A 6,027-nucleotide genomic window follows, 5' to 3' on the forward strand; every position below is an offset into this window, starting at 1 on the left:
CCGCCCGGCGCATCGCGGCGACTGGCTGCGTACCAGGGTCAGGGCTGCTTCGTCGCCGACGTTGACGATGAGCACTCCATCGGGCCGGAGCCGCGCCGCGGCCTCTTCATAGAATTCCCGGCAGGCGATATGCGCCGGAGCCTCGGGACCGGAGAAGATGTCCAGGATCACGACGTCGAACTCGAGTTCCGCGGGCAGTTCGGCGAGTGTTTCGCGCGCGTCGCCGATATGGGTCTCCAAAAGGGTGCCGTCAGGCATGGGCAACTTCTGCAGCACGAAGTCGAGCAATTCACGTTCGAGTTCGACGGCGTGTTGTTCCGAACCTGGCCTCGTCGCCTGGATATAGCGGGCCAGGGTCAAGGCCCCAGCGCCGAGATGAAGTGCAGTGATTGCTTGTCCGGCCGGCGCGGCCAGATCCACCACATGGCCGATCCTGCGCAGGTATTCGTAGAAGATTTCCGCGGGTTCCGCGAGGTTGACATGGGATTGCTCGGCGTCGCCGATGCGCAGGATGTAGGCGCCGTCGATCAGCGTGTCGGCTTCGATTGCGGCATGCTGGCCGGTGGCCCGCAGGAATCGACGCCCCTCGTGATTTTGCTCCGTTGACACGGTCAGAGCTTGTTCCGCAGGGTGGCCAGCCGGGCGGCCGCTTCTTCCAATACTTCGGTCTTCTTGCAGAACGCGAACCGGAGCAGGCTGCGCGTCCTCTCCGCGCCTTCCGGGTGGCAAAACACGGGTACAGGGATGGCGGCCACTCCTACGAGCTCGGGAAGCTTTCGTGCCAAGTCCACGGAGTCCCTGATGCCGAGGGGCGCGGTGTCCACATTGATGAAGTATGTTCCCTGCGGCGTGTAGACGCCGAAGCCGGCGGCCCGCAGTCCCTCGGCCAGGATGTCCCGCTTGTGCTGGAGGGTGGACGCGATACCGCTATAGAACTCATCGGGAAGGGCAAGGCCCACTGCGATCGCACTTTGGAAGGGGGTGCCGGAACTGTAGCTGAGGAATTGTTTGACGGTGCGGATCGCCGCCACAAGGTGGGCGGGTCCGCTGAGCCAGCCGATCTTCCAGCCGGTGAACGAGAACGTCTTGCCGGCGGAGGAAATCGTGACGCTTCGTTCGGCCGCTCCGGGGATACCGGCGACCGGAAGGTGCTGCACACCGAAGGTGAGGTGCTCGTAGACTTCATCGCTGAGGATCACGGCATCGTATTTCCGGGCGAGTTCGACGACGCGTACCAGCACCTCGCGCGGGAAGACCGCCCCCGTGGGATTGTGCGGGTTGTTGAGCAGCACAACCTTGGTGCGCTCGCTGAATGCCGATTCCATGGCATCCACGTCCGGAAGGAAGTCCGGTGCCAGCAAGGGAGCGGTCACATGCTTGGCCCCGGCAAGTCCGATGATGGCGCCATAAGAGTCATAGAAGGGCTCGAAAGTCAGGACCTCGTCGCCGGGCTCGATGAATGCGAGCAATGCGGCGGCGATGGCCTCGGTGGCTCCGGTGGTCACAACGACCTCCGTCTGCGGGTCCGGGGTCAGTCCGTAGAAGCGTTCCTGGTGTGCGGCGATGGCCTCGCGAAGTTCAGGGATGCCCTTGCCGGGAGCGTACTGGTTGGCTCCCGCCGTAATGGCCGCCTGGGCTGCTGCCTTGATTTCCGCCGGCCCGTCCTCGTCCGGGAATCCCTGGCCCAGGTTGATTGCGCCGGTGGACATCGCCAGGGTGGTCATTTCTTCGAAGATGGTCACTCCTAGGCTGCCGTCGGCCGAAAGCAGGTTGGCTCCGCTGGCGGCTCGCTGCCATGGCGCGGCGGACGTGTTCTGGCTGAGAGAGGCCGGGCTCGTCACTGTGGGGTTGCCTTCCTGGGTGCTGGCTTCCGGCTCGTCCGGCCCGCCGTTTCAGCCATGGTATCGCCATAGTGCCTGCGGCCCCGGATGGGGTAGGTTCGAACCATGAGACGCGCTGTGTGCCCTGGCTCCTTCGACCCTATCCACAACGGACATCTGGAAGTCATCGCAAGGGCCGCCGGCTTGTTCGATGAAGTCGTCGTCGCGGTGTCCACCAACTACGCGAAGAAGTACCGCTTCAGCTTGGAAGAGCGCATGGACATGGCCCGGGAGACCCTGGCTTCCTTGCGGGGGATCATCGTGGAGCCCATGGGTGAGGGACTGCTCGCCGAATACTGCAGGCACCGGGGAATTTCGGCGATCGTGAAGGGCTTGCGTTCGTCCTCGGATTTTGACTACGAACTTCCCATGGCCACCATGAACCGCCAGTTGTCCGGCGTCGAGACCGTCTTTCTTCCGGCTGAGGCCCATTACCTGCATTTGTCGTCCACGCTCATCAAGGAAATCTCCCTCCTGGGCGGGGATGTCTCTGATTTCGTGCCTAAATCGGTGCTCAGGAGGCTCCTTGCTGGCGGGTCGGCAGCGGAGTAGCCCCGCAACGGGTAAGCTGGATCGGTACCTCGGGCAGAACGCGTTGTAATTGACCCGGTTTGAGTCCGCTCGCGCGTTCAGGCTAAGATGGTACGTCGGTCATATGTTCTACAGGAGTTCTCATTAAGCGAGATGCAAGTTCGCCCTTGACGCTGGACGTCAAGGACCTCGGACGTAGTCCAGGAAGCATGCGGACGCTCACGGAACATGTACCCGCGCCAAGTGACCTTGGCGTGGCACTCATTGGCGTTCAGGAAGGCTCGGATATCGAGCTCGACTTGAGGCTTGAGGCCGTACACGAAGGAATTCTGGTATCTGGAACTGTGTTCGCTGAAGTCAAGGGCGAATGCGGACGATGCCTGGATCCCCTTGCGTATGACCTTGAGGTCAATGTGCAAGAACTTTTCTTCTATGAAGGCGTCGAGCTTTCGGACGAAGAAGACGATGAAGAGCAACGTCGAGTCGAGCACGATCTAATCGATCTTGAACCGGTGTTGCGGGACGCGGTTGTAACCATGCTGCCGTTCCAGCCGGTGTGCCGGGAAGACTGCCAGGGCCTTTGCTCAATCTGCGGAGTGCGTCTGGAAGACGAGCCGGGGCACCACCACGAGGACCTGGATCCTCGCTGGGCTGCCCTAGCTGAACTGGCTAAGACCGACCGGCAAACTGATTAGTAAGTGTTGACTAAAAGAGAAATGAGATAGCCGTGGCTGTTCCCAAGCGGAAAATGTCTCGCGCAAATACACGCGCCCGCCGTGCCCAGTGGAAGGCAACTGCCCCCAACTTGGTCAAGACCATCGAAAACGGCCAGGTTGTTTACAGCCTGCCGCACCAGGCAAAGGTCGTCACCGACTCTGCCGGGACCGCGCTGTTCCTTGAATACAAGGGCCGCAAGGTCGCAGACGTCTAAATCCGCCACAAGGCTGACAAGGATGTCTTCAACTGAAGAGCTTCTGAAGCGTCTCGGTGTCTCCATTGACGCCGAGACGCTTCGTCTTGCTCTGACACATCGTTCATACGCGTATGAAAATGGTGGGATTCCCACCAATGAGCGCCTCGAATTCCTGGGCGACTCCATCCTGGGCTTTTCCGTGACCGATTCGCTCTACCGCGACAACCCGGCGCTTCCGGAGGGCGAACTCGCGAAGCGACGCTCCGCCGTCGTCAGCACCCGCGCACTGGCGGGTATCGGCAGGGACCTCGGAATCGGCGAATTCATCTACCTCGGGCAGGGCGAAAGGCTCACCGACGGTAAGAACAAGTCTTCAATTCTTGCGGACACCATGGAAGCGCTCATCGGGGCCACCTATCTTTCCAACGACATTGAGACCGCCCGGCAGCTCGTGATGCGGCTCGTTGGACCCTTGCTCAAGGATGCCGCAGCACTCGGCGCCGGCACCGACTGGAAGACCAGCATGCAGGAGCTTGCCGCAAGCCGTCAGCTCGGGTCCATCTACTATGCAGTCGAAGGCTCCGGCCCGGACCACGCGCGCAGCTTTGAGGCAGTGCTCCAGATCGGCGGCACCGCCTACGGCAAAGGCACGGGCCACTCCAAAAAGGAAGCCGAGCAGGAAGCCGCAGCAGATGCGTGGCGCACCCTTAACAGCAAGGTCGCGCTGAATAGCAAAGCCGACTCTCCGGCTGATCCCGCGCACAGCGCCTGATTCTTCACATGCCGGAACTGCCCGAAGTCGAAGTGGTCCGCCGCGGCCTGGCACGCTGGGTGCGCGGCCGGACCATCACTGACGTGGAGGTGCTCGATCCCCGTTCCATCCGCCGTCACGCGTTGGGCACGGAAGACTTCATCGGGAACCTTGAGAACTCCACGGTTTTGGATGTCGTCCGGCGCGGCAAGTTCCTGTGGATGCCCCTGCGGACCGAGGAACCCGGCGGCACCGGCGGGGCTGTGTCCGGCAAAATGATCCCCGGCGAAGCGGTCCCCGGCGTCGCGCTGATGGCGCACCTCGGTATGAGCGGGCAGCTCCTCATGCAGGATCCGGGGGTTCCGGACGAGAAGCACCTCAAAGTCCGCTTCCGCCTCAGCACGTCGGATGGCATGCCGGAGCAGTTGCGGTTCGTGGACCAACGGATCTTCGGCGGACTGTTTGTCACCTTGCTTGTACCGACCTCCGACGGCGGTCCCGGCGGCCAGGGCGAGACACCCCTCCCGGAAATTGCCGAAGAAGCCTCGCACATCGCCCGCGATCCGCTGGACCCGCACTTTTCCTTTGACGACTTCTACCGCAAGGTCAAAGCCCGCAAGACCGGGCTCAAGCGTGCCCTGTTGGATCAGGGAGTCATCTCCGGGATAGGCAACATCTACGCCGACGAATCGCTCTGGCGGGCCAAGCTGCACTATGCCAAACCGACAGACACCCTCAAGCGGGCCGATGCCGTGAGGCTTGTCGATGCCGCGAAGGAAGTCATGAGCGACGCCCTCGCAGCCGGCGGGACGAGCTTCGATTCGCTTTACGTCAATGTCAACGGAGTTTCGGGATACTTCGCCCGGTCCTTGGATGCCTATGGACGGGCGGGCGAGCCGTGCAGGCGGTGTTCCGCCGTGGGACTCCCGGGTGTGATCAAACGCGAGCAATTCATGAACCGCTCCTCGTACACGTGCCCGATCTGCCAGCCGAAGCCGCGCAACGGCCGCTGGTAGCGCGGATTCGCCGGTTTGCCCCGCAAATCCGGGGATTTCCGCCGTCGGGCAGTAGATTTAGCCGTAAAGTAGCCACCGGCGACATTGAAAGAGATCCGAAACACCTTGCATCTGAAAAGTTTGACTGTCCGGGGGTTCAAGTCGTTCGCGTCGGCCACGACGTTCGACTTCGAGCCGGGCGTCACCGCCGTTGTTGGCCCCAACGGTTCGGGCAAGTCCAATGTGGTTGACGCGCTGGCCTGGGTCATGGGCGAACAGGGCGCCAAGACCCTGCGCGGCGGCAAAATGGAAGACGTCATCTTCGCCGGCACATCGGGGCGGCCTCCGCTGGGCCGCGCGCACGTTGCCCTGACGATCGACAACGCAGACGGCGCCCTGCCGATCGAGTACAGCGAAGTCACCATTTCCCGCACACTCTTCCGGACCGGCGGATCCGAGTACGCCATCAACGGATCGCCCTGCCGCCTCCTGGACATCCAGGAATTGCTCTCGGATTCAGGCCTTGGCCGGGAGATGCATGTGATCGTGGGGCAGGGGCAGTTGGACCGCGTCCTGCACGCCACCCCCGAGGACCGCAGGGGATTCATTGAAGAAGCCGCAGGTATCCTCAAGCATCGGCGTCGCAAGGAAAAGACCGTCCGCAAGCTGGAAGCCATGCAGGCGAACCTGCAACGCCTTGGTGACCTCACGGCGGAAATCCGTCGTCAACTCACGCCGCTGGGCAAGCAGGCCGAAGTCGCCCGCCGCGCCCAGACCGTGCAGTTCGACGTCCGCGACGCCAAGTCCCGGCTGCTGGCCGATGATCTCGTCCGGCACACCCGGGCGTTGGAGAAGGATGTCGCCGACGAGGCCGCGTTGAAAGAGCGCCGCGAGGTAGTAGAAGCGGAGCTCGCCGCAGGCCGCCAACGCCAGATCCGCCTCGAGCAGCTCGCGGCC

Annotated in this window: 8 protein-coding genes; 6 read left to right on the plus strand and 2 right to left on the minus strand. The window is 62.6% G+C overall.

The window, feature by feature from the left end:
- On the minus strand, positions 1 to 609 hold a 609-nt coding region (locus AHiyo1_RS03875), incomplete at its 3' end, for a spermidine synthase (protein ID WP_172465484.1).
- Positions 610 to 611: 2 nt separating this feature from the next.
- Positions 612 to 1,841, minus strand: a complete 1,230-nt coding sequence (locus tag AHiyo1_RS03880; RefSeq protein WP_059387663.1) for an aminotransferase class I/II-fold pyridoxal phosphate-dependent enzyme — start codon at positions 1,839 to 1,841, stop codon at positions 612 to 614.
- Between the two features lie 105 nt (positions 1,842 to 1,946).
- Here AHiyo1_RS03880 and coaD point away from each other — a divergent pair, with 105 nt between their 5' ends.
- The 6 genes from coaD to AHiyo1_RS03910 form a co-directional block, all read left to right on the plus strand.
- Entirely contained in the window at positions 1,947 to 2,432 is a 486-nt protein-coding gene (gene coaD, locus AHiyo1_RS03885; protein WP_059387664.1) for a pantetheine-phosphate adenylyltransferase, read from the plus strand.
- A 146-nt stretch (positions 2,433 to 2,578) separates the two neighbouring features.
- On the plus strand, positions 2,579 to 3,106 hold the full coding sequence (locus AHiyo1_RS03890) for a YceD family protein (protein WP_059387665.1): 528 nt from the start codon (positions 2,579 to 2,581) through the stop codon (positions 3,104 to 3,106).
- Positions 3,107 to 3,138: 32 nt separating this feature from the next.
- A complete protein-coding gene (gene rpmF / locus AHiyo1_RS03895; RefSeq protein ID WP_028264646.1) occupies positions 3,139 to 3,342 on the plus strand; it encodes a 50S ribosomal protein L32 in 204 nt (67 codons plus the stop codon).
- A 22-nt stretch (positions 3,343 to 3,364) separates the two neighbouring features.
- A complete protein-coding gene (rnc, locus tag AHiyo1_RS03900; protein ID WP_059387666.1) occupies positions 3,365 to 4,096 on the plus strand; it encodes a ribonuclease III in 732 nt (243 codons plus the stop codon).
- 8 nt (positions 4,097 to 4,104) lie between these two features.
- Positions 4,105 to 5,091 carry a bifunctional DNA-formamidopyrimidine glycosylase/DNA-(apurinic or apyrimidinic site) lyase gene (mutM, locus tag AHiyo1_RS03905; protein ID WP_059387667.1) on the plus strand — a complete coding sequence of 329 codons (987 nt, stop codon included), beginning with the start codon at positions 4,105 to 4,107 and terminating at the stop codon, positions 5,089 to 5,091.
- Between the two features lie 105 nt (positions 5,092 to 5,196).
- On the plus strand, positions 5,197 to 6,027 hold an 831-nt coding region (locus AHiyo1_RS03910; RefSeq protein ID WP_172465485.1), incomplete at its 3' end, for a chromosome segregation SMC family protein.

The sequence above is a fragment of the Arthrobacter sp. Hiyo1 genome (genome assembly GCF_001263615.2).
GTDB lineage: Bacteria > Actinomycetota > Actinomycetes > Actinomycetales > Micrococcaceae > Arthrobacter.